The sequence below is a fragment of the Halobacillus sp. SY10 genome (assembly GCF_045401165.1).
In the GTDB taxonomy this organism is placed as follows: Bacteria; Bacillota; Bacilli; order Bacillales; family Halobacillaceae; genus Halobacillus; species Halobacillus aidingensis.
This window is the reverse complement of the sequence record NZ_CP174345.1, coordinates 2601112-2621865: the sequence shown is the minus strand read 5'-3', so window position 1 is coordinate 2621865 and position 20754 is coordinate 2601112. Positions and strand designations below refer to the sequence as shown.

The window sequence follows — 20754 nt, the reverse complement described above, 5'->3', positions numbered from 1 at the left end:
GTAGGGTAGGCTAAGATCCCTCATAACGTAATCACGCGGGCTGGTGGACACTTAATATGGGTCATGGTAGGGAGAACATAATAGAAGGAGGGTGTCATGCTGTTTGAAAATGGTGATTTACTAGTCAGGCAAGTAGTGAAAGAAGATCATGATGTACTATCCAAATGGCTTTCAGACCCTAGAGTACTTGAATATTATGAAGGAAGAGATCAGCCTTTTAATCGGAGTAAGATTGAGAATGAATTTATTTCCTTTGGTGATGAAAAGACACAATGCCTTGTCGTATATAGAGGGATGAAAATAGGATATATCCAATTTTATGAGTTAGATAAAAAAATGAAAGGTCAATATGGGTATGTGGATCGGGTCGTTTATGGAATGGGTCAATTTATTGGAGAAGTGATGTATTGGAACAAGGGGATGGGCTTCTTGCTTGTTACGTCTATGGTTGATTATTTACTTGAGAATAAATTTGCAGATAGGGTGGTGATGGATCCTCATGTAAGAAATGAGCGGGCTTTAAGATGCTATGAAAAGTGCGGTTTTCGAAAAGTGAAGCTGCTTCCAAGTCATGAGCTTCATGAGGGGGAGTATCAAGATTGTTGGTTAATGGATATCCAAAGAAGTCAATGAAGCCATGAATCATGAACTTTTTTGAATAGGTAAAAGTCATTCCCGATAAAATAGTTGGAATAAAATATCATATTTTTTAGCTTTACGTTTGCTTTATAGCTTATGGCTCTTTATTAATGTTGAAGTATTGATCTGAAACCTATAGATGTTGCAGGAATAGAATTCTTCGTGGAGAAAAGGTTATTAGGAAAGATTTCCTAATGACCATCGTCTATGTCTCTTAATGAAATCAAAAATGAATGTCACTTGGAGGTGAAGAAATGGATCCTAAAATCATAGCACTAGAGGAAAAGACGTTGATTGGAAAATCGAAGCGGATGTCTTTAAATGAAGATTCTACTCAAGAACTTTGGAAAAGTTTTATGCCGTACCGTCATTCCATTCCTAATCGTACCGATGAAATGTTATACAATATCAAGGTTTTTGATGGGGGATTGGGGTCTGAGAATTTTAGTTCTTCTACAACTTTTGTTAAATGGGCGGCTGTGGAGGTTGATCAAATAGATCCTGAAGAAATGTCAGCGATGGAAACCCATCTTTTGAGTGGTGGGATTTATGCGGTCTTTCTGCATCGTGGGCCTGCAAGTGAATTTAACCAAACGTTACAATACATATTCAAAGAGTGGCTGCCATCTTCATCATATGTCTTGGATGATCGGGAGCACTTTGAACGGTTTACAGAAGATTATCGTCCAGCTGACCCTGAAGCCGTGGAAGAGGTGTGGATTCCTGTTCAATACAAGGGATAAGGGGACGAACGTGATGATCGATTCAGCCGGGAGGTGAGGGTTTGAGGATCATTAGGATCAATCTTCACAAAGGGGGAGTCTAGTGAACGACGTAAGGAAAATACATATCATCGGTTCCGTAGCAAGCGGGAAGACGACACTCGCAAGAAAACTATCTCAAGGACTGCACATTCCATATTATGAATTGGATAACGTCGTGTGGGAAAGGCACCAGGCAGGCGATATTCGAAGAACAGAAGAGGAGCGGGCCGAATACCTGAAGCAGGTTGTTAAGAAGGAAGGATGGATTATGGAAGGTGTCCACAATGAGTGGTGGGTGGAAGAAAGTTTCCGTCATGCAGATGTCATCATCTTCCTAGATACCAAATACTCCGTACGGACATACCGGATCATCAAACGGTTCATTTTACAAAAGTTACGGTTGGAAAAGTCCAATTACACGCCAACCTTCCGAATCTTCTTCAAAATGTTCAAGTGGAATAAGTATTTTGAAGAGAACGGGAAACCGCACTTTTTTCAAGCATTTGAGGAAGTTCAAGATAAAGTGCTGAAAGTGAGCACAGTTAAAGAGTTGGAACAGAAATTGCATTCCCTCCGATCGACTTCACAAGTAGAAAATAAGTAATGCTGGTTTTGAAAGCGTCTATGGAAAACCACCGTAAAAAGGTGGTTTTCTTTTTTTAAAAAGAATTTTTGTTGATATAACAAGGGTTTTAGCCTTTTTTAAAACTTTTTTTGTTTTTTTGTGATCCAAAATGCATCTCCTCTCGTTAGCTTAGTGAAATCAAAATTAGAGGAGTGGTTGGAAATGAAAAAACAAATCAATTGGAAAAAGTCTTTAATCGCTTTGCCGATGTCCGCAGCGCTTATGTTGCCGACAGCCACGGTTACGTTTGCAGATGATCACGGTGATCACAATGAAAAAATGTCAGATGTCACGGTATCGACACCGGCTGCTGATTTACGCGCAACACTTGATCAGTCCCTTTCCGAGCACGCCTACCTTGCCGTAGTAACCATGCAGAAAGGAATTGAGGGAGCGGAAGACTTTGATGCAGCAGCTGCAGCCCTTGAAGGAAATACACAAGATCTGACCGCAGCGATTGCTTCTGTCTATGGAGATGAAGCCGGACAGCAATTCGAATCCATGTGGTCAGAACATATCGGTTATTTTGTTGATTACGTAAAAGCGACAGCGGAAGAAGATGAAGCGGGACGTGAAGAAGCGTTAAACAATTTGGACAACTACCGTGAAGATTTCTCCATGTTCTTGGAAACAGCAACAGACGAACGCTTAGAAGCTTCTGCGTTGGCTGAAGGTCTTCAAATGCACGTCAATCAGCTCGTCGGTGCTTTTGACAATTATGAAGAAGGCGACTTTGATGAAGCCTATCAAAAACTTCGTACAAGTATCGATCACATGTACGGAGTAGGAAAAGGTCTATCCACTGCGATTACCGACCAATTCCCGGATAAATTCGAAAACACGAATCCAGCGACACCGGCCGCTGACCTTCGTGCAGACTTGAACCATTTGCTATCTGAGCATGCAGCCCTTGCCGTTTTTGCGATGCAAAAAGGAGGCGACGGTGCGGAAGACTTTGAAAATGCCGCAGCTGCGCTCAGCAACAATACAGAAGATCTTTCTGCAGCCATCACTTCTGTCTATGGAGAGGAAGCAGGACAACAATTTGAAGAAATGTGGTCTGAGCACATTGGTTACTTCGTCGACTATGTAGAAGCGACAGGGGCAGGAGATGAAGAAGCAAAAGAACAAGCCCTGACTGCTTTGGATGGATACCGAGCAGATTTCTCCGAGTTCCTTGATACAGCGACAGAAGGTGGATTAGAAGCTGAAGCAACAGCGGAAGGACTTCAAATGCACGTGAATCAATTGACTGGGTCGTTCGACAGCTATGTAGAAGGTGATTTTGATGCGGCCTATGACCAGCTTCGTGAAGCGTATGCGCACATGTATGGAGTAGGTGAGGGACTATCAGGTGCCATCGTAGCACAAAACCCTGACATGTTCGCATCCAACATGCCTTCTGAAATGCCGAAAACAGGTCTCGGTGGAACAGCTGATGACGGAATGAATGCCTGGATGATCGCCTTTGCCAGCATGGCAGCCGTCCTATTCGCAACAGCCATCGGCGTACGCAAAAGCAAAAACAATGCATAAAAAGTAATTACCAAAAATTTCTACCCCTGGTCATACAGATATTTCCAGGGGTAGTTCATTATAGATGGAAGGTGAATGATATGTACAAGTGGATTCCACTGTTGTTTCTCTGCTTCTTGTTTGCGTGCTCGAGTGCTCAGGAGCCGGAAGCGAGTATGGATGCTGAACAAAAGGCAGAGGATACGACAGAGCAGGCGCAGAAAAAGGAAAGTTTAAGAGAAACGTATGACTCCCAGAAAATAAATGCATCCACAACTTCTGAAACGACCGAAGAGACAGCCATCACACCGAATACCATAACCATCCCTGCCATCGATGTGAAAGCGGATATTGAGAATGTGGGTCGTTATGCAAATGGTCAGATGGGAGAACCGGAAAGTGTGGATGGTGTGGGCTGGTACAAAGATGGTTATCAGCCAGGAGCGAAAGGAAGTGCCGTTCTGGCCGGTCACGTAGATAGCCGGACGGGTCCTGCAGTATTTTATAACCTGGAAGATTTAGAAGAAGGCGATGAGATCATCGTCACAGATGAAGAGGGGACAGAACAAACGTTTATTGTACAAAAATCAGAGGCTTATGATCGAAAGAACGCGCCATTGAACAAGATTTTTGGTTTTTCTTACCGAAGACAGTTGAACCTCATCACGTGCACAGGGGAATTTAATAAAGAAGCGGGAACCCATGATGAACGGTTGGTCGTCTATGCCGTCCATGAAGATGATGTGAATCCTGCAGGCTAAACAGGTATCTATCTTCATATAGATGCCTGTTTTTATTTCCGAATGAAATGTCGTTTTTTACAGGGTTATTCTCTTAAATACTGAAATATTGCTAGAAATACTGATATGATCCTGTAAATAGTGATATCATGGTCGAAATAATGGTAAACCCAACTCTCCATTAATAAAGGTTAAGAAATCGGTACTTCAAGATGAAATCTCACTGAACGCTGAAGGAGGTACGCGGATGCAATACATAGGCATTGACTTATCGGGACCCAGCAACACCAAAGACACCGTGCTCGTGCATTTTCACAAGGAGAAGGACAAGCTCTATTACAAAAAACATGAAACACCGATGAGTGACTATGCTTTAATTACATACATAGAATCTCTAGCGGATAAAGACTCCGTCACCATAGGCGTGGACGCTCCTTTATCCTATGAAGACGGGGGAGGGGACCGGGAAAGCGACCGATCCTTGAGAACATTCGTAACTAAGCTCGGCATGAAGGGAGCATCCATCATGCCCCCGACGATGATGCGGATGGTGTACCTATCGTTGAGAGGCATACGCTTTACAAGGGAAATCGAACGTCTTTCAACCAAATACGAAGTTCATATCGTTGAAGTTCACCCCGGAGCGGCGCTTGGGGCAAGAATGGAAACGATTGATGATGTTCTTCATTACAAGCAAGACCTTTCCATTCGCAAAAGAATACGGAGGTGGTTCGAAACACAGCAATTATTAGATATCCCGGAAGTGATGGCCCAGGAATCCCACACCATCGATGCTTGCGCTGCCGCACTTGCTGCCTGGCATTGGCAGGATCCTGACTTTGAGCCGGCTTGGCTGTACAAAGCATTCTTACCTCTTCACCCTTATGATTTTTGTTGTTGATCTATGAGTGATGATCCGGTAAAGATGAATGAGTCATGTATAATAGAACTTAAGATGAGTTTCAGATAGAAAAGGAGACGAGATCATGATGGAACCTTTTAATGTAAGAGCGGCGATGCGAAAGGAACAACACACTGGTACAACGTCCGGATTATGTGAAGGATACATTCAAACCAATATGGTGACACTTCCGAAAGAGTATGCTTTCGATTTCCTCTTGTTCTGCATGAGAAATCCGAAGCCATGCCCTCTCGTCGAAGTGATGGAAGCGGGGCAGACGGTCCCTCAAGCGGCTGATGCGGATATCCGGACAGACTTGCCCCGCTACCGCATTTATCGCGATGGGAAGTTTGCTGATGAAGTCCTGAATATCTCAGACGTGTGGCAGGATGATTTCGTCACTTTTCTGATCGGGTGCAGTTTCACTTTTGAAAAAGCGCTCCTTGATGGCGGTATTCCGTTGTTCCACCAGGAGCAGAAAAAAGTCGTGCCCATGTTCGATACAACCATTCCATTAGAGTCTGCTGGGATTTTTAAAGGGAATATGGTCGTCAGTATGCGAGCGGTCCCGAACCATTTAGTCGATCAGGCCCTTGCTATTTCGGATCGGTTTGAACAGTCTCACGGGAGCCCTGTCCATATCGGGTCACCAGAAGAAATCGGCATCAAGGATCTGCAGAGCCCGGATTATGGGCAAGCCGTCGATTTTGACCCTGCAGAAGCGACACCTGTTTTTTGGGCGTGTGGGGTTACACCACAAAATGCTGCACTCCAAGCGAAGCCATCCATGATGATTACCCATGCCCCCGGTCATATGTTGATTACCGATCAGTTGGACCCGAATTATAAAAATGGGTAACTCTTACCAAACGAGGTTCCGAACTTGCATCCAACTCCCTGTAGTGATAAGTTTTTCTTAATGAAATCTTTACAAAAACGGGAGCGATACATATGGATACACAATCACAGATGAAGCTATTTACTTTAAACTCCAATGAACCATTGGCTCAAGAAATATCAGAAATTCTGGAAGTGCCTTTAGGAAAAAGCAAAGTCGTCCGTTTCAGCGATGGAGAAGTTCAAATCAATATTGAAGAAAGTGTCCGTGGGGATGATATATACCTGATCCAGTCCACATCCCAACCTGTCAATGAGCATGTGATGGAAATGTTGATCATGGTCGATGCCTTAAAGAGAGCTTCTGCCAAAACGATCAATGTCGTTATCCCTTATTATGGGTATGCACGTCAAGACCGGAAAGCACGTCCCCGTGAACCCATTACAGCGAAGTTGATCGCCAACCTTCTCGAGAAGGCAGGCGCAGACAGAGTCATCACGCTGGATTTACACGCTCCGCAGATTCAAGGATTCTTTAATATCCCTGTGGATCAGCTACAAGGCATTCCCATTCTTGGAGAGCATTTTAAAACGAAGAACATCGAGGACCTTGTCGTCGTTTCTCCTAATACAAGCAGCATGAATCGGGTAAGAAAAATGGCTAATATCCTTGATGCCCCGCTTGCTTTCATTGATAAACGCAAAGCTGAGCCCGGGGAGGCGGAAATCCGTGACGTCGTGGGCGATGTTCAAGGTAAAAACGTCATCATCGTCGATGACATGATGGATACAGCGGATACCGTGACTGTCGCTGCTGACATTCTCCATCAGAATGGAGTCAACGATATCTATGCCTGCGGAACGCACGCCGTGTTATCCGACCCTGCCGTCATCAAAATCGAACAGTCGCCAATCAAAGAATTAGTGATCACGAATTCAATTTTCCAACCGGAAGAAAAACAGATTGATAAAATGACCATTCTTTCTGTCGCTCCTCTGCTCGCGGATGCCTTGTTACGCGTCCAGCACGAGCATTCCGTGAGTGTCCTGTTCGATTAATCGCTTATACCAAAGCACCTCTTTTCGAAGAGGTGCTTTTTTTATGGGTGAAATATTTCTAAGGATACAGTTGCACATCCAATACTGTATGACATATACTAAGTGTAGATAGTGTTTGTCGTACAGTATGTAGAGGAGTGAAGATTTTGAGTCAACTACTGAACTCATTGCTGACGGAACAGCGGAGGGGGAATCTGACGTTAGCGGTTTTAAGTCAGCTGCGTACCCCTCAATATGGGTACTCTCTCGTGAAACGATTAGAAGATTCAGGCATCACCATCGAACAAAGTACACTGTACCCCCTGCTTCGCCGGTTGGAAAAAAAGGAACTGGTCACGAGCAGTTGGGATACTTCAGAGTCCCGTCCTCGGAAGTATTATGTATTGAGTGATTATGGGGAAGATGTTTTTCAAACGTTGAAGGAAGAATGGAAAAAAGCGACGAATGAATTGTTCCGCTTATTGGAGGAGGAGAACCATGAAGTGGATTGATGTCTACTTACAAGAAGTTGAACGACGGCTTCCGGAAAAGAACCGGGAAGATATCTTACTTGAAATCAGATCAACCATCGAGGATATGCTCACTGAAGATCCTACAGAGAAGGAAGTCAAAGATGTCCTTCAGGAATTGGGTGATCCTGTAAAGCTTGCTCATGGATACAGTGAAAAACCAATGCATCTGATCGGCCCGCGTTATTATGATACCTATATCTCCCTTATAAAAATGATCCTGCCGATTGCAATCACGATTTCTTTGATTACCCTCGTCGCTGAGAATATTATTGGGTCTGTTGAGGAAGGCAACATAGCCATGGTGATCCTCACCATTGTCGGTCAAGGCGTCTGGCGAGTGATCTCTGTGGGCATGCAAGTCTTTTTCTGGATCACGATCATTTTCGCCCTCATCGAACGGGTGAACCTCGGTATAGATGAGGAAGACTTTGGTCCGAATCGTAAAAAATGGACACCAGAAGATTTGAAAAAAGTCGCTCTTGTCCCTAAGAAACGTATGATTTCCCAATGGGAAGTCTATGGCGCCTTTCTTTGGACAGCGATTTGGGGTACCGTCTACTTTCATGCCGACCAATTACTAGGGATCTATGAAAACCAAGGCGAAGGACTCACCTTCATCACCCCAGCTCTGAACCAAGATGTTCTGCTCAGCTTTTGGCCGGGAGTCGTTCTGATCATCGGACTGGAAATCGCTTTAGCTCTTTATAAGCTATTGAAGAAAGAATGGACCAAAGGCGTAGTATGGTTCCATACCATTCAGGAACTTCTATCCATAGGGATTTTCGTTTGGATCATTACAGATGAAAGGCTGTTTCAGCCAGCATTCATCAGCTATATCTCAGACCTCTTCGGGGTAAGTGCAGCACAAGTCGAGAACGGCCTTGCTTGGAGAATAGCCTCTATCTTTATCATTTTCGCCGTGTGGAATATCATTGATGGATGGATGAAGTATAAAAGAAGGGTTAAGAAGACGAAGTTGACCCATGAATTTGTTAAATGAATCGGATAAAAAAGGTGACCGGGTTCTATGGGGTCATCTTTTTGTTTGGTAACCAAAATATTCCTGTTAATGATACAATGGGAAAAGAGATTAATATGGGGCACATTAAATCGGAAAAATAAGTGTTGTGAAGGGGTAATGATAGGGGAGTAGTGAATATGAAATATAGAACCAAATGGGTCGTATTAGCATTATGTTCGTTAACGATTGTCATGGGTATTTTCTTAGTTGGCACGCAGTCCTATTTTAATAACAAAGAAATCGAGAATGCCAGTGATCAATGTTATGAGATCGGTGGGACTCCTGAAGTTGAAAGTGATTTTCTGGCTATGAATTATTCCTTTGAATGCCAGACGGATGAGGGCTCTGAGTGAATAGGGCTCTTATGGAAGTGCAACATTCTTTATCTATCTCTTTCGTGGGGTGGAGTACATACATTCACGCAGTTCATGTTAAGACATGAGCTGCTTTTTTTATGTGGTTTCATTCTTTCTCTATGGGCGAAGGGATGCCACGCGATAGATTTACTGCTCACAGTTAACTAGCCTATCTCAGCTAACAAATGCTTCAACATCCTATCAATCTTTACCATACTTCGATTTGACGAGTTGTACGAACATCTCTATAATTAATCCCTATGTGTTAAGAAAAGTCTCAGAACAAGGGGAGTATTCGTTTTCTGAACGTCTAAAGAACAAAGCCATTGTATAAACGTCATTGACTTAAAAATAAATTAACTATCACAGGTTATTAAACCTAGGAGGAAAATAATGAACGAAAAAACGAATAGGAGAACGAGAATTGACTGGATCACATTCAGCATCAGCGGAGGCTTTCTCGTCTTATTTTTACTCATGTCTCTCTTGAATAAAGACCTGATGGGAGAATGGATCTCAAGCTCGTTCGACTTTTCTGTTACATTCTTTGGTGCCTTTTGGCAGCTGCTGCTGCTTGCTACATTCGTAGTTGGTGTCTCGCTGGCCCTATCGAAATATGGAAAAGTGAAATTAGGAAAAATGGATCGACCGGAAAACAGCTGGTTCCGCTGGGTCTCCATGATTCTTTGTACATTGCTTGCAAGTGGCGGTGTCTTCTGGGCAGCCGGAGAACCAATCTATCATTTCTTAACGACACCACCGCTTTTTGCGGATGAGGGAATGACAAGTGCACAGGCCGTCGTACCTGGGTTAGCGCAAAGCTTTTTCCACTGGGGCTTTACGGCATGGGCATGTTTAGGTACAGTAGCTACGATTGTACTGATGTATGCGCACTACCATAAAGGGTACCCGTTAAAGCCAAGGGCGATTTTCTATCCTATGGTTGGAGAGAAAATTTTCCACAAGAAAAGCGTCATCGGAGCTACAGCTGATATCGTTTCTGTCATTGCTGTAGCCGCAGGAACGATTGGACCGATTGGCTTTTTAGGATTACAAGTCGGTTATGCTTTGAACTATTTATTCAATATCCCGGACACGATGTTCACTCAGTCACTCGTGATCATTTTCCTTGTGACAATCGCTGCTATTTCTGCAGCTTCTGGTGTAGATAAAGGGATTCAACTGCTCAGTCGTCTGAATGTCGGTTTTGCCGTCGTTCTTATGATCGGCATGCTCATTTTAGGACCAACCATGTTCATCATCGATTCATTCATCGCCGCGGAAGCTTTTCAACTTCAAAACTTCTTACGTATGAGTCTTTATCGCGGAGATAGTGGGTGGCTCGGTTATTGGACCGTCTTCTTCTGGGGTTGGTTCCTCGGTTTCGGACCGGCGATGGCGATGTTCATCAGCCGAATCTCCAGAGGACGTACCATTCGTGAGCTGATTCTTGCCGTAGCGATCATCGCTCCGATTGTGAGTAATTTCTGGTTTGCCGTTGTCGGAGGGTCTGGCTTGTTTTACGAACTGGAATCACCGGGAGCCATTTCTACAGCCTTGAATAACACAGGAATGCCTGCCGCAGTAATGGCGATTATGGAACAAGTGCCATACGGGATGGTTATGGCTGCTGGATTCTTAATGGTTACGGTCATCTTCGTCGCAACCACAGCCGACACGATGTCCTACTCTGTCGCTGTCACGATTACAGGTGATACTCATCCGCCACGTGTCCTGCGTGTGTTTTGGGCCCTGCTTTTTGGAGGGATCGCTGCAACCCTTCTCGGTATTGGGGAAAGCAGCATTCAAACCCTGCAAAACTTTATCGTTGTTACCGCTGTTCCGGTTTCACTGTTGTTGTTGCCGCCTGTCTGGTTAGCGCCGAAAGTGGCTAAGCGGATGGCGAAGGAACAAGGGCTGATTACGGAAAGAAGTGTACCTGTATCCGTTGAGGAAAAAGAACGTAAAACATCATAATTGAGCTAAGCCGCTATTCTATCGATTTTCTGCGATAGAATAGCGGCTTTTTCATTACTAACGTGTGATTGTTGCCTGATAGTGCTGAATAATTTAATAAGGTTCATGAAAGCTGTGGGACTTTACTCTAGAGATGTAGAGGTATGCGGGGGATTTGAAAAACATACGATAATAAGAGGGAATAGAAGTTTGTTTTAGTCCATTCCAGCTTTTTAAGAGAGACCATTCTCTAGCCACTAGCTTCATTACCTTTTTTGGAAAAAGGAAGTGACAAAATATCAAAAAATCTAACAGAATAAAACTAACATTATTCATAACTATTGGTATAATAGTTATTTTGGTTCTACCTATTCTAACCAACCATCTTATGACGTTTCGTTGGTTCAAAGTTGTCGGTGATGAGGAAACTTGGATCGCTTTTTACGGAAGTTACCTTGGTGGGATCATTGGAGGGTTGATGACTTTGGCAGGTGTTTTGCTAACGTTCAACTACCAAACAAAAAATAAACAACAAGAAGATGAAGTGAATGAACATAAAACGCTGCTTTTGCTATATCCAAAGTTTCTTTTGATAAAATCAAATTTAAAGAACATTAGGTTTTCTTTGGAAAACAATCACCAAATGATAGAAAAGGAACAAGAATGGAATAAGATTGAGCGTGAAATGTTCAAGTGGAGAATAAAAAGGTTAGCTGAAAAACTGAACTTTCTAGAAGAAATTGATTCTAGTAAGCTACTTCCAGAAACGATTGTAAAACTCATGGATTTGAATAGGGAATTAGAAAATATATATGTGGCTGTCTCTGTATTAGAGGGGAACTTTGAAAGTGGGTTTCCGTCTGAATCATGGGAGGAATATTCCAATGGAGTTAAGGATGCTATTGAACTGTTGGATTTAACAATTAAGGACTTGAATATTCAACAATGAAATATTGAAGTCGAAATAGAACTGTATAAGTGATCTCCTCACAATGCACAAGCTCTTCTTATTATATCTCAAGACGCTCTTTCTTACCTGGAATGATCGTTCCGTTTCCATAGAAGAACACTTCTAAAATGAATTTGTGGCAGTTCTTTTAGGAGACGGCTTTTTAAAAACGATCACACCTCATACACGATTAACATTTCATTAGGTGATCGAACATTTTCCCTTCTCAGATAGACATCTCTCGTAAACTCCACATGGGTAGCAGGATTGGATAGTAGGTTTCTACCTTTTCCTATTAGGGAAAATGAATGTTATTAAACAAGTTACTCAGGAGGAATCTTAATGCCTAATGAAAACAAACAAACCTTCCATATCACAGATTACAACGACTTCAACCGCGTCTGCGTAGAAAATGATGGACTAGCTTTCCCAGAACTCAAAAAAATGATGGAAGACTATATACTGAGTCAGGCCACCATGGAGTTCAAAGAATGCTGGATCCAGGATCAGCAAGTGGCAGAAGGTGAAGTCAGAACGGTCCAAGTCAATTTCCTGGATACGAACTCTAATAACTTTATCCGCCTGTGGGGTTCGAAAAACAATGAAACGGAAGAAGTATTAAATATGAAAGTGGATGCCATTGACTTGAATACGGAAGAAGTCGTCTATGAGCGTCAATTAACATGAAATAGATAAGGCGATTAGCTGTTATACAGCTAATCGCCTTAGTTTTTTATGAATTAACCGTCGTACCTTTCACTTGCTTCACAAATTCTTTCATGATGGATGGCAGGTCTGGCCACGCGTGCCCGGATATAAGGTTGTCATCGACATAATTCATTTCATCCATGTATTCAGCACCCATACTCTCTACTTCAGGACGACATGCATGATAGGCAGTCATCTTACGACCTTCTACTACGTCAGCAATCGTCGTCAATACAAGGCTGCCATGGCACATGACAGCAATCGGTTTTTCGGCGATGAAGAAATGGCTGACGATTCCCGGAAGATCGTCATGCATGCGAATATGTTCAGGGGCACGGCCACCTGGAATGATAAGCGCATCGTAATCATTTGGATCGACTTGTTCGAAAGTCATGTTTGAATCGATCATGTAGCCTTTTTTCTCGGTGTACGTTTCCCAGTCTTCAAAGTCGTGGATGACCGTATTCAGTTTCTTCTGGTGAGGTGCGGCAATATCAACATCAAAACCTTCTTCCAAACAGCGGAAATAAGGATAATACACTTCCAAAGCCTCGACAGCATCTCCGGTCACAATCAACACTTTCTTTGCAGTCATCTTTCACCCTCCTAAAGTAGAATTACATAAGGAGTAGTACCCTTATTCTCTTCTTCAATAACCACATTTTTACATCATTTCAAAGAATGTGGTGGATCTTCGTGGAACTGAACCTTTCTCATTTTCGATTTTAGATGAACAGTTGGAAAGAGAATTATAACTTGATAGAAAGTTCCTTTTTTGGAAAAAAACCTGACATCAGGAAGCACTCACTGTCAGGTTTTCATGGTAAAGTATGGATAGAATGAAAGTAAGGGAGGAGACGCCATGACTTGGATCCAATCGATGCAGAAAGCGATTGATTTCATGGAAGAGAATTTATTAAAAGACATCTCCATGGAAGAGATCGCACAAGCTGCTCATGCATCACTCTTTCACTTCCAGCGTATTTTCAGCCTGCTTACCGATATGACAGTCGCAGAATATTTGCGAAGACGTAGGTTGACGCTCGCAGCGCAGGAATTGAGAAAAGGGGAGCGGAAGATCATTGATGTCGCCTACACATATGGCTATGAAACTCCCGAGTCTTTTTCCCGGGCGTTCCGGAAACAGCATGGTATCTCACCGAGGGAAGCGCGAAGTTACAGGGGTAAGATGACTGCATACAACCGCCTGGTTCTCCAGGTCAATTTAAAAGGAGCGGATCCGATGGAGTATGAAGTGGTGGAAAAAGAAGCGTTTAAGGTTGTTGGTATGAAAGAAGAATTTTCCTGCGTGAACGGTGAGAACTTGAAAGGCATTCCGCAGATGTGGGGAAAAGTGAATGGAGATGGTACAGACCAAAAATTGTTAAAAGAAAACAATGGTTCTGTAAAAGGTCTTCTAGGCATTTGCGTCGACAAAACGGCTGAGAAAAAGAACCACATTGACTATTGGATTGCAGCCGCCCGTGATGGTGGAGAAGTGGAAGGTTTGGAAATGATGGAAGTTCCAAAAGCGAATTGGGCGATTTTTGGTGTTCATGGCGCGATGCCCCACGCCATGCAGGATACATGGAAGAAAATCTATTCGGAATGGTTTCCTTCCAGCGGCTATGAAAATGCTGGTGGGCCAGAGCTTGAAGTCTATCACGATGGGAATCCGAACAGTGAAGATTATTACTCAGAAATATGGATTCCAGTTAAATAGTTAGGGAGAGCACAGTCCTTTGTCGGATTGTGCTTTTTCTTATGGAATAAAGGATTTTATTGGCAGAGTGCAGAAGGTAAATAGTATCAATTCATGTCCAATGGGAGGGAAGTCGTGAGATTATTTCTTCTGTTTCTCGCCGTTTTCCTGACCTCATGTTCACCACTTTCGGCACACATTCCTGAGAAGATGACCATTCTTGAGATGGAAAGTTTTGAAGAAAAGAAACAAGGAAAAGCATATGTCATTACTGATAAAGAAGATATTCGGAAATTCCAATCAGGAATCTGGGGCGCAAGAAAGGAATCTGGAGCTGTTGATCTTGATGAGCCCGATCTTTCCTTTACATTAAATAAAGAGTCATATTTTTTATGGTTGGATTCAGGGATAATCATGAACCAAGCGAATACCCATACCCTTTATATACTAAAGGAACGGGATCACGAGAACATAAAAAGGATCATAGTGGAAAGGAATGACAGACTGTGAGCTTTTTTTCAGGAGTCTATCAAATCAATGTGAGAGTAAAAGAAATCAAAAAGGCTGTTGAATGGTATGAGGAAATCCTTGGTTTACGCGTCTTGAAAGATTACGGAAAAACCGTTGTTCTTGAGCATGACAGAGGAGTACCGGTTTGTCTGATTGAAAAGCCACCTCATATCGAACTACCGGACAACCTGGAGGGCACTCATCCTGTCTTCAGTATCTTTCCGACCAGCGTGGAGGATTGCAGGGCAGCTTTAATAGAACGTGGTGTTGAAGTTCTGGAAGGTGGTAGTAAAGGTCATTTCAAATTCAGAGATTTGGACGACAATCTATTAGAAGCTTATTTACCCGGTCTTTATGAGGAAGCTCGTTTCAAGCCATATCGTTGAGGAGGGGAAGATTTGGACATCGGATATACCATTTGTTTCATCAAGCGCGACGAAGAAGTGCTGCTGTTGAACAGAAATTCACCTCCCGTTCAGGGGATGTGGAACGGAGTCGGAGGGAAAATTGAGAAAGGGGAGACCCCGCTTTCTAGTGTACAGCGTGAAGTTGCAGAAGAAACGAATCTTTTTCTAGATGAAAATCTATTCCAATATAAAGGGACCATTTCCTGGGCAATAGATGGGGAGAGAGCAGGCGGTGTGGAGGCGTTTATCGTAAGTATCTATGATGATGGTCTTTACCCTACGCCTGTCCAGATTGATGAGGGCATTCTGGCTTGGAAAGACGTGTCTTGGATCCTCGAAAAAACAATCATGGCGTCAGTCCTATGATTCCTTATTATCTACATACGTTATTGAACAAGAAGCAAGAAGTCCATCATCATTTTACCGTCCATCATGGAAAAATCATCGAATACATCAAAGGGGAGGAAAGAATGCATGTTGTTGTTCCGTGAACTGAAACAAGAAGACTGGAAGAAGATCCATACCTATGCATCAAAACCGGAGGTCTCTCAATACCAGCCGTGGGGACCGAACTCTGAAGAGGATACCCAGGACTATGTCCAGCACTTGGTCCATGAAATCAGACAGGCCGAAATTCAAAAGTTTGCGTGGGCCATTTTACGTGAGGCAGATGAAGAGCTTATTGGTGTTGCGGAATTGACGATTTTGGATACGTATCATAGAACTGGCGAAATCGCTTATATCTTACATCCGGATGAGTGGGGACGGGGCATGGGTACAGAAGTTGCGAAAAGGTTGATCCGTGATGGATTCCAATCGTTTCACCTCAAACGAATCCAGGCGACCTGTCACCCCGATAACAAAGGGTCGGTACGTGTGTTGGAAAAAAGCGGAATGGAGAGGGAAGGAAGACTACGTGGTCATTTAAAAATGAAAGAAGGGCGCCGTGATTCCCTGCTTTACAGTGTGCTGAACGATGGATAAGTGGCTAGGGGCAGCAGCCGTCTGTATCAATGAACAAAACGAACTTCTGATGGTCCTTCAGGGAAAGCCGGAAGAAAAGAAAACCTGGACAGTGCCTTCTGGAGGGGTGCTTGAAGAGGAAAGTCTGGAACAGTGCTGCATGAGAGAGACGTTTGAAGAAACGGGTTATCTTATCCGTGTGGTTGAAAGTCTGCAAACGAAGAGAGGAAGGATAGGGAAGACGGATATCCATGTCGAATACTTTTCCTGCATCTTGACGGGCGGGTCTATGCAGATCCATGATCCTGATCATTTGATTCATGAGGTTCGTTGGGTTCCAAAAGAAGAGCTGAACGAATTGGAACTTTCTTTTCCTGAAGACCAGCCATTCTTAAATCATATGCTGACAAAAAAGAAGGAAGGAGTGGATCGTGCATGAAGCTGCTTGTTATTGGTGGGACGAAATTCCTCGGAAGACACATCGTCGAATCAGCTTTGAACCAGGGTCATGAGGTGACGTTGTTTCACAGAGGGAAGACCAATCCAGGTCTATTTGAAGATGTGAGCAACGTTTTCGGAGATAGAGAAAAACGGGAGGACCTTGAGAAATTGGGCGAGCAAGAATGGGACGCGGTCATCGATACGTGCGGGTATAAACCGTCCACCGTATCCAAAAGTCTGGATGTCCTTGCTGGCTGCACGAAGAAGTATGTTTTCATTTCCACCATATCTGTTTATCCAGACTTCACATCGATTCATCATTTGGAGGAAACGGTGGAACCGATGACGTTGACTCAGGAGGAACTGGAACAAGCGGAACGAACAGAAGCCTTTGATCCATCCTTATATGGACCTTTGAAAGCTCATTGTGAGCAGGAAGTTCAAAGCCGGATGAAAGATAGAGGGATCATCATCCGTCCCGGATTAATTGTAGGGCCTCATGATCCGACTGATCGTTTTACATACTGGCCTTCAAGAATTGCTGAAGGGGGAGAAGTGCTCGCTCCTGGCAGGAAGGATCAACAGATTCAGTTCATTGATGCAAGAGATTTAGTGGATTGGATTGTCCAGCTGTCTGCTACTGAACACACAGGGATCTTTAATGCCAACGGCCCTGAAAACAAGCTGACGATGTACAATTTCCTGGAGACGTGTGCATCAACACTGAATGAAGAGGTGGCGTTTACATGGGTATCCGCACAGTTTTTGACGGATGAAGGTGTCCAGCCTTGGAAAGACCTTCCCGTCTGGATTCCGACCGAACAAGATTTCAGTCAGGATGTGACGAAGGCGATTCAGTGCGGGTTGAAATTCCGACCGTTAAAAGAAACCATTTTGGACACGTATCGCTGGGACGAGCAAAGAGGGAACGGTGTAAGAGGTGCGGGATTGACGAGGGATCAAGAAGCAACTGTTTTGAAAAAGTGGCATAGTCATTGAATTCACCAATGATTTTGGCCAACAAATCGCAACAGGTTTTCATAGGAGATCAAAGTGGCGAATTAATGAATAGAGCAACTAGGAGGCTGTATGGAACGTTATTTTATAAAGATTCGTGATAAAAAGGTCCGTGTGACCGAATGGGGGGAAAAGAGCCACCCCGTCATATTCTGTTTGCATGGACTAGGATCTACGAGTCTCAGTTTTATCGAAATTGCGGAAGCCTTACAACACGAATATCGCATCATCTCTATAGACGCCCCTGGACATGGGCAGACAGAATCTTTTGACTCAGAGCAAGATTATGAAATGAAAGCAATGGTTCGCTGGTTGAAGGAAGTGCACCAAAAGTTGGAGCTTGGAGAATTTTATTTTCTCTCTCATTCATGGGGAAGTTTCGTTGCTTTATTCTATGTCGATGCATTTCCAAACCCTGTGGTAGGCAGCATCCTTTTAGACGGCGGATATCAGACGAAGCGCCTGGGAAATCAAACCGTCGAAGAAGAAGTGGCCTTTTATGAAAAGGACTTCGAAGAATCGGTCGAAAGTTGGGACACATTTTTAGATGTAGCCGTCTTCGCACCTGGTGCACGCCGTTCCGATTCATTAAAGCTGGCTGGAGAGGATCTGGCTTTGAAAAAGGACGGTAAATTTTATTGGCATGCGAGAGGTCTAACCGCGGCAGCAATCGTAAGGGCCATGCACAAAGATGAAACCGCTGACCTTTATCACCGCCTGCCATCAGACTTGCTGTTATTACGAGCCACTCAACCGGTTCACATGGAGGTACAAAGGAAGAAAACCTCCTCTATTTTTGAAAAAGAAACAGGGGCCGAGGTCGTGGAGGTGGCGGGGACTTCTCATATGATGCACTGGGACCGTCCCCAACGGATCGTTCAATACATTAGAAATCAATGGAGTTGAAACCATTCATGATAAACGAATTTCAAAGTCAGCCATTAAAAGGGAAAGTTGCTATTGTCACGGGCGTAAGTCGTGAGAATGGGATCGGAACAAGCACGTGTGAGAGGCTCGCTGAAGCAGGGGCAGATATCTTTTTTACGCATTATCAGCCCTATGATGAAACAGATGGGGAAGGAATGGAAGAGCATTGGCCGGAAACCCTAGCGGAAAAGCTCGATGAGCGAGGGGGTCGTGTCGCTCATATGGAAGCGGATTTGAGAGATGAAGATCTGCCACAGAAGTTATTAGAAAATGTGGTAAAAGAAATCGGTGTGCCTTCCATTCTCATCCATAACGCTACATTCAGTGTGAACTCGAACTATAAGGATTTGACCTCAGAACTGCTGGATAACCACTATGAAATCAATAATAAAGGGCCGATACTAATGACTCAGGCTTTCGCCAAACTTTATGAAAAAACGTTCCAAACGGAAGAAGAAGGAAGCATCGTCTTTTTAGTATCCGGAGGACCGGACCCGAATAATCTGGCTTATATTGCTACAAAAGGGACATTGAAGGCGATCACCCCGCCTTTGGCCACAGGACTTGCACCCATTGGAATCAATGTGAATGCCGTCGACCCCGGACCAACAGACACCGGTTGGATGAATCAAGAGACGAAGGAAGGTCTATTGCCTTTATTCCCTAAAGGGCGGTTGGGAAAGGCGGATGATGCCGCCAAGCTGATTCGGTTCCTTGTGAGCCCGGATGCTTCATGGGTGACGGGACAGGTCATCCATTCAGACGGTGGATTTCTAGGTAGATAATAATAAAGGAGGACGATCTAAATGAAAAGCCCGATTCAAAACGAAGTAGGAGCCATTTTCGTTCCAGTCAAAGACATTGAGAAAGCCCGCGATTGGTACTGTGATTTGCTTGATGTGCCAGCGGAAGATGATTTTCCAGGCGGTCACCTTTACGTTTTACCTATGAAACATGCGGGCGTGGTGCTGGATAGCAAGATTTATTCAGAAGAAGCGGTTTTTGGCGCGCCGGCCTTTCATTTTAATACAGAAGATATTGAAGCTGCTTACACGTACATGAAAGAAAAAGGAATCGACGTGGTTTCTGAAATTCAATTTGGCCATTTTTTCAATTTCAAGGATCCAGATGGCAATCTATTGATGATTTGTAAATGCTAGGAGGGAAACGATGATTTTGCATACAGACATGGTAGGAGAAGGGGAACCTCTCGTTTTCCTGCACACCGGCTTACAGACGGGTAGGACGGATTTTGAAAAGCAGCGGGAGTATTTTTCCTCGAAATATCAGGTGATTTCACCTGATTTAAGAGGGCATGGGAATTCTCCGGCTGACGACTTGGATGACTATTTTACCCATGCCGCCGATGATTTGGCAGAAACTTTACGTTCTATGTATATCAAAAGTGCTCATATCGCAGGATGTTCATTCGGAGCTTTAGTTGCGCTATTTTTAGCAAAAAGACATCCTGAACTTGTTCGGACATTGACCATTTCAGGGGTGACCCCTCTCAAACCGGAAAATTGGGTATCTATGAATGAAGAAGAGTCCAGGGTCCGCATGAATCTATTAAACGATGAAGACGCATGTGCTTACTTCGATTCTCTCCATGGAGAGGGGTGGCAAAGGTTTATTCATATGGGCCAGAATGAAGAATGGTACCCTTTTGAAGCGACGAGTTCCATACAGTCCCTGAATATGCCCGTCCTTTTTTTGATCGGGGAGGGTCAGGAACATGAAGTCAAGGGCGTGACGGTTTACAAAGAACAATCCGACTCCATTCATGTAGCTGTTCTTCCCTTTGCTTCCCATTTGGTCCATTCAGAACAACCGGATCTGTACAATAAGACCTTGGATGTGTTCCTTTCTAACAGGGAATCCTGAAACAAAGTTAAGCATAAAATAAAGGAAACCGAACGCTCCAGGTTCGGTTTTCAAAGACTGATTAAGTGATCTTACGGATGTTGATGGAATTCATATCCGTCATATGAGCCGATTGGTCTTTGTCTTCTACCCATAAGAGAAAATCGTTATTGAGGTTGAGTTCTTCATTTTTTGAACTGAACTGGATAAAGACACCTGTGCCAAGAGATCTTCCGGCAGAAAACACTTCAATGCGGTCTCCCATACGAAATATATCGATCACCTCCTTCCATCATAGAGGGATACTCTATTCTATGAATATAGGAAAGGGAAGCTTGGACG

Annotated in this window: 27 protein-coding genes; 25 read left to right on the top strand and 2 right to left on the bottom strand. The window is 43.7% G+C overall.

What is annotated here, in order from left to right:
- The first annotated feature begins 96 nt into the window (after window positions 1-96).
- The 14 genes from ACJA3J_RS13395 to ACJA3J_RS13330 all read left to right on the top strand — a co-directional run bounded on the left by ACJA3J_RS13395 (window position 97) and on the right by ACJA3J_RS13330 (window position 12561).
- Window positions 97-633, top strand: a complete 537-nt coding sequence (locus tag ACJA3J_RS13395) for a GNAT family N-acetyltransferase (RefSeq protein WP_406944326.1) — start codon at window positions 97-99, stop codon at window positions 631-633.
- Window positions 634-893: 260 nt separating this feature from the next.
- Window positions 894-1382, top strand: coding sequence for a GyrI-like domain-containing protein (locus tag ACJA3J_RS13390; RefSeq protein WP_406944325.1), 489 nt, complete (start codon window positions 894-896; stop codon window positions 1380-1382).
- A gap of 82 nt (window positions 1383-1464) precedes the next feature.
- Window positions 1465-2007, top strand: a complete 543-nt coding sequence (locus tag ACJA3J_RS13385; protein WP_406944324.1) for an AAA family ATPase — start codon at window positions 1465-1467, stop codon at window positions 2005-2007.
- A gap of 183 nt (window positions 2008-2190) precedes the next feature.
- Window positions 2191-3564, top strand: a complete 1374-nt coding sequence (locus ACJA3J_RS13380) for a copper amine oxidase (protein ID WP_406944323.1) — start codon at window positions 2191-2193, stop codon at window positions 3562-3564.
- Window positions 3565-3644: 80 nt separating this feature from the next.
- Complete coding sequence (locus ACJA3J_RS13375; protein WP_406944322.1) at window positions 3645-4304, top strand: class F sortase; 660 nt, start codon at window positions 3645-3647, stop codon at window positions 4302-4304.
- Between the two features lie 226 nt (window positions 4305-4530).
- A complete protein-coding gene (locus ACJA3J_RS13370; RefSeq protein ID WP_115894914.1) occupies window positions 4531-5184 on the top strand; it encodes a DUF429 domain-containing protein in 654 nt (217 codons plus the stop codon).
- An 88-nt stretch (window positions 5185-5272) separates the two neighbouring features.
- The gene (locus ACJA3J_RS13365) at window positions 5273-6043 is read left to right on the top strand and encodes a putative hydro-lyase (protein WP_406946300.1); all 771 of its coding nucleotides are present in this window, start codon (window positions 5273-5275) and stop codon (window positions 6041-6043) included.
- Window positions 6044-6135: 92 nt separating this feature from the next.
- Window positions 6136-7080: a ribose-phosphate diphosphokinase gene (locus tag ACJA3J_RS13360; RefSeq protein WP_406944321.1), complete on the top strand. Its 945-nt coding sequence runs from the start codon at window positions 6136-6138 to the stop codon at window positions 7078-7080.
- A gap of 146 nt (window positions 7081-7226) precedes the next feature.
- Window positions 7227-7571, top strand: coding sequence for a PadR family transcriptional regulator (locus ACJA3J_RS13355; protein WP_115894913.1), 345 nt, complete (start codon window positions 7227-7229; stop codon window positions 7569-7571).
- A complete protein-coding gene (locus tag ACJA3J_RS13350; RefSeq protein ID WP_406944320.1) occupies window positions 7558-8592 on the top strand; it encodes an HAAS signaling domain-containing protein in 1035 nt (344 codons plus the stop codon). The genes ACJA3J_RS13355 and ACJA3J_RS13350 overlap by 14 nt, the downstream gene beginning before the upstream one ends.
- A gap of 158 nt (window positions 8593-8750) precedes the next feature.
- Window positions 8751-8966 (top strand): hypothetical protein, encoded by a 216-nt coding sequence (locus ACJA3J_RS13345; protein ID WP_115894911.1) that lies wholly within the window; start codon window positions 8751-8753, stop codon window positions 8964-8966.
- Window positions 8967-9362: 396 nt separating this feature from the next.
- Window positions 9363-10946, top strand: a complete 1584-nt coding sequence (locus ACJA3J_RS13340; RefSeq protein WP_406944319.1) for a BCCT family transporter — start codon at window positions 9363-9365, stop codon at window positions 10944-10946.
- A 463-nt stretch (window positions 10947-11409) separates the two neighbouring features.
- Window positions 11410-11874, top strand: coding sequence for a hypothetical protein (locus ACJA3J_RS13335; RefSeq protein ID WP_406944318.1), 465 nt, complete (start codon window positions 11410-11412; stop codon window positions 11872-11874).
- A gap of 342 nt (window positions 11875-12216) precedes the next feature.
- Window positions 12217-12561, top strand: coding sequence for a hypothetical protein (locus tag ACJA3J_RS13330; protein WP_115894908.1), 345 nt, complete (start codon window positions 12217-12219; stop codon window positions 12559-12561).
- A gap of 46 nt (window positions 12562-12607) precedes the next feature.
- Here ACJA3J_RS13330 and ACJA3J_RS13325 read toward each other — a convergent pair whose 3' ends face one another.
- Complete coding sequence (locus tag ACJA3J_RS13325) at window positions 12608-13177, bottom strand: DJ-1/PfpI family protein (protein WP_089651867.1); 570 nt, start codon at window positions 13175-13177, stop codon at window positions 12608-12610.
- A 267-nt stretch (window positions 13178-13444) separates the two neighbouring features.
- Between ACJA3J_RS13325 and ACJA3J_RS13320 the strand changes: the two genes are divergently transcribed.
- The 11 genes from ACJA3J_RS13320 to ACJA3J_RS13270 all read left to right on the top strand — a co-directional run bounded on the left by ACJA3J_RS13320 (window position 13445) and on the right by ACJA3J_RS13270 (window position 20433).
- Complete coding sequence (locus tag ACJA3J_RS13320; RefSeq protein ID WP_406944317.1) at window positions 13445-14305, top strand: GyrI-like domain-containing protein; 861 nt, start codon at window positions 13445-13447, stop codon at window positions 14303-14305.
- Between the two features lie 114 nt (window positions 14306-14419).
- A complete protein-coding gene (locus ACJA3J_RS13315; RefSeq protein WP_406944316.1) occupies window positions 14420-14794 on the top strand; it encodes a hypothetical protein in 375 nt (124 codons plus the stop codon).
- A complete protein-coding gene (locus tag ACJA3J_RS13310) occupies window positions 14791-15180 on the top strand; it encodes a VOC family protein (RefSeq protein ID WP_406944315.1) in 390 nt (129 codons plus the stop codon). The genes ACJA3J_RS13315 and ACJA3J_RS13310 overlap by 4 nt, the downstream gene beginning before the upstream one ends.
- 12 nt (window positions 15181-15192) lie before the next feature.
- Window positions 15193-15567, top strand: coding sequence for an NUDIX hydrolase (locus tag ACJA3J_RS13305; protein ID WP_406944314.1), 375 nt, complete (start codon window positions 15193-15195; stop codon window positions 15565-15567).
- 108 nt (window positions 15568-15675) lie between these two features.
- Complete coding sequence (locus tag ACJA3J_RS13300; RefSeq protein ID WP_406944313.1) at window positions 15676-16185, top strand: GNAT family N-acetyltransferase; 510 nt, start codon at window positions 15676-15678, stop codon at window positions 16183-16185.
- Window positions 16178-16603, top strand: coding sequence for an NUDIX hydrolase (locus ACJA3J_RS13295; RefSeq protein WP_406944312.1), 426 nt, complete (start codon window positions 16178-16180; stop codon window positions 16601-16603). Before ACJA3J_RS13300 ends, ACJA3J_RS13295 begins: the two co-directional genes overlap by 8 nt.
- The gene (locus ACJA3J_RS13290) at window positions 16600-17604 is read left to right on the top strand and encodes an SDR family oxidoreductase (RefSeq protein ID WP_406944311.1); all 1005 of its coding nucleotides are present in this window, start codon (window positions 16600-16602) and stop codon (window positions 17602-17604) included. Before ACJA3J_RS13295 ends, ACJA3J_RS13290 begins: the two co-directional genes overlap by 4 nt.
- A gap of 90 nt (window positions 17605-17694) precedes the next feature.
- The gene (locus ACJA3J_RS13285; protein WP_406944310.1) at window positions 17695-18528 is read left to right on the top strand and encodes an alpha/beta fold hydrolase; all 834 of its coding nucleotides are present in this window, start codon (window positions 17695-17697) and stop codon (window positions 18526-18528) included.
- An 8-nt stretch (window positions 18529-18536) separates the two neighbouring features.
- Complete coding sequence (locus tag ACJA3J_RS13280; protein WP_406944309.1) at window positions 18537-19334, top strand: SDR family oxidoreductase; 798 nt, start codon at window positions 18537-18539, stop codon at window positions 19332-19334.
- Window positions 19335-19355: 21 nt separating this feature from the next.
- A complete protein-coding gene (locus ACJA3J_RS13275; RefSeq protein ID WP_406944308.1) occupies window positions 19356-19709 on the top strand; it encodes a VOC family protein in 354 nt (117 codons plus the stop codon).
- Window positions 19710-19719: 10 nt separating this feature from the next.
- Entirely contained in the window at window positions 19720-20433 is a 714-nt protein-coding gene (locus ACJA3J_RS13270; protein ID WP_406944307.1) for an alpha/beta fold hydrolase, read from the top strand.
- Window positions 20434-20494: 61 nt separating this feature from the next.
- On the opposite strand, the gene ACJA3J_RS13265 is transcribed toward ACJA3J_RS13270, so the two are convergent.
- Window positions 20495-20695 carry a hypothetical protein gene (locus tag ACJA3J_RS13265; protein WP_406944306.1) on the bottom strand — a complete coding sequence of 67 codons (201 nt, stop codon included), beginning with the start codon at window positions 20693-20695 and terminating at the stop codon, window positions 20495-20497.
- Window positions 20696-20754 lie beyond the last annotated feature (59 nt).

Coding starts and splice junctions, on each gene's coding strand:
- ACJA3J_RS13395 (WP_406944326.1), top strand. CDS start 97: ATGCTGTTTGAAAATGGTGATTTACTAGTCAGGCAAGTAGTGAAAGAA.
- ACJA3J_RS13390 (WP_406944325.1), top strand. CDS start 894: ATGGATCCTAAAATCATAGCACTAGAGGAAAAGACGTTGATTGGAAAA.
- ACJA3J_RS13380 (WP_406944323.1), top strand. CDS start 2,191: ATGAAAAAACAAATCAATTGGAAAAAGTCTTTAATCGCTTTGCCGATG.
- ACJA3J_RS13375 (WP_406944322.1), top strand. CDS start 3,645: ATGTACAAGTGGATTCCACTGTTGTTTCTCTGCTTCTTGTTTGCGTGC.
- ACJA3J_RS13370 (WP_115894914.1), top strand. CDS start 4,531: ATGCAATACATAGGCATTGACTTATCGGGACCCAGCAACACCAAAGAC.
- ACJA3J_RS13365 (WP_406946300.1), top strand. CDS start 5,273: ATGGAACCTTTTAATGTAAGAGCGGCGATGCGAAAGGAACAACACACT.
- ACJA3J_RS13360 (WP_406944321.1), top strand. CDS start 6,136: ATGGATACACAATCACAGATGAAGCTATTTACTTTAAACTCCAATGAA.
- ACJA3J_RS13350 (WP_406944320.1), top strand. CDS start 7,558: ATGAAGTGGATTGATGTCTACTTACAAGAAGTTGAACGACGGCTTCCG.
- ACJA3J_RS13345 (WP_115894911.1), top strand. CDS start 8,751: ATGAAATATAGAACCAAATGGGTCGTATTAGCATTATGTTCGTTAACG.
- ACJA3J_RS13340 (WP_406944319.1), top strand. CDS start 9,363: ATGAACGAAAAAACGAATAGGAGAACGAGAATTGACTGGATCACATTC.
- ACJA3J_RS13330 (WP_115894908.1), top strand. CDS start 12,217: ATGCCTAATGAAAACAAACAAACCTTCCATATCACAGATTACAACGAC.
- ACJA3J_RS13325 (WP_089651867.1), bottom strand. CDS start 13,177: ATGACTGCAAAGAAAGTGTTGATTGTGACCGGAGATGCTGTCGAGGCT.
- ACJA3J_RS13320 (WP_406944317.1), top strand. CDS start 13,445: ATGACTTGGATCCAATCGATGCAGAAAGCGATTGATTTCATGGAAGAG.
- ACJA3J_RS13300 (WP_406944313.1), top strand. CDS start 15,676: ATGTTGTTGTTCCGTGAACTGAAACAAGAAGACTGGAAGAAGATCCAT.
- ACJA3J_RS13295 (WP_406944312.1), top strand. CDS start 16,178: ATGGATAAGTGGCTAGGGGCAGCAGCCGTCTGTATCAATGAACAAAAC.
- ACJA3J_RS13290 (WP_406944311.1), top strand. CDS start 16,600: ATGAAGCTGCTTGTTATTGGTGGGACGAAATTCCTCGGAAGACACATC.
- ACJA3J_RS13285 (WP_406944310.1), top strand. CDS start 17,695: ATGGAACGTTATTTTATAAAGATTCGTGATAAAAAGGTCCGTGTGACC.
- ACJA3J_RS13280 (WP_406944309.1), top strand. CDS start 18,537: ATGATAAACGAATTTCAAAGTCAGCCATTAAAAGGGAAAGTTGCTATT.
- ACJA3J_RS13275 (WP_406944308.1), top strand. CDS start 19,356: ATGAAAAGCCCGATTCAAAACGAAGTAGGAGCCATTTTCGTTCCAGTC.
- ACJA3J_RS13270 (WP_406944307.1), top strand. CDS start 19,720: ATGATTTTGCATACAGACATGGTAGGAGAAGGGGAACCTCTCGTTTTC.